Origin of the sequence: Reyranella aquatilis (genome assembly GCF_020880995.1) — a bacterium.
Taxonomy (GTDB): Bacteria; Pseudomonadota; Alphaproteobacteria; order Reyranellales; family Reyranellaceae; genus Reyranella; species Reyranella aquatilis.
On sequence record NZ_JAJISD010000026.1, the window covers coordinates 1 to 1,421 of the forward strand.

Below are 1,421 nucleotides of genomic sequence, written 5' to 3' on the forward strand. Positions count from 1 at the left end.
CATTGGCCCCGCCCTCACCTTCGGCTATATCGCGGCCCGGCACGCGGCCGCAGAAGCCGCCCGCTAGGCGCCCCTCAGGCAACGAAAGCTGTCGCAATGTCGCTCATAACGCCCGTTATCCTCGTCGGAGGCTCCGGCAAGCGCCTGTGGCCGCTGTCGCGTGAGAGCATGCCCAAGCAGTTCGTTCCCCTGCTCGGCAAGCAGTCGACCTTCCAGCAGACGCTGGCCCGCGTGGCCGACCGCAGCCTGTTCGGCAAGCCGGTGATCGCGACCAACGACGCCTACCGCTTCATGTGCGAGAGCCAGGCCCGCGACATCGGCGTCGAGATCGACATCCTGGTCGAGCCCTCCCGCCGTGATTCGGGGCCCGCCATGGCCGCCGCCGCCGCCTATACGCGCGGTCTGGGCGCCAAGGCCGTGCTGGCACTCGCCTCCGACCATCTGGTGATCGGCTCGGAGGAATTCCTCGCCGGTTGCCGGGAGGGGCTGGCGGCCGTCGAGAAGGGCGGCATCGTCACATTCGGTATCCCGCCGACGGAACCGAAGACCGACTACGGCTACATCCGCCCCGGCAGCGAGAGGATCGGCCCGGTGATGAAGGTCGCGGCCTTCGTGGAGAAGCCCAACGCCCAGACGGCGATGCAGTACATCGCCGAGGGCCTGCTGTGGAACAGCGGCAACTTCCTGTTCCCGCCCGAGCTGCTTCTCTCGGAAATGAAGCGTTTCGAACCGGCGATGGCCGCCGCGGCCGAGGAGGCCGTCGCCAAGGCCAAGAAAACCGGCTCGACCGTGTTCCTCGATGCCGATGCTTTCGGGAAGGCCCCCGCCAAGTCGATCGACTACGCGGTGATGGAACGCACCGACAAGTGCTGGGTGGTGCCCGCCCGCTTCCGCTGGTCCGATCTCGGTACCTGGGACGCTCTGCTCGACGTCGGCCAGGCCGACAGCGCCGGCAACGTCACCGAGGGACCGGTCGAGATCGACCACGTGCGCAACTCCTACATCCGCTCCGACGGGCCGCTGACCGCCGTGATCGGCGTCGAGGATGTCGTCGTCGTGTCGATGAACGACGCCGTCCTGGTCGGCCATCGCGACAACCTTCCGCGCCTCAAGGACGTCGTGCAGCGCATGTCCGACGGCAAGCATCGCGCCGCGACCGAGCATGCCGTGATGCACCGCCCGTGGGGCAGCTACCAGGACATCGACCGAGGCGAGCGCTTCCGGGCCAAGCGGCTCACGGTGAAACCCGGCGCCAAACTCAGCCTGCAGAGCCACAACCGTCGCGCCGAACACTGGGTGGTCGTGAAGGGCGTCGCCGAGGTCACGCTCGACGGCAAGGTCATGACCCTGCGCGAGAACGAATCGACCTACATCCCGATCGGCGGCGTCCATCGCCTCGCCAATCCCGGCAGCGAGCTCCT

1 protein-coding gene is annotated in these 1,421 nt (G+C 67.8%); it reads left to right on the top strand.

The window, feature by feature from the left end; translation table 11 throughout:
* Positions 1 to 96: 96 nt before the first annotated feature.
* Positions 97 to 1,421, top strand: a 1,325-nt coding sequence (locus tag LJ725_RS28800; protein WP_230554363.1) for a mannose-1-phosphate guanylyltransferase/mannose-6-phosphate isomerase, incomplete at its 3' end; no start/stop codon positions are given.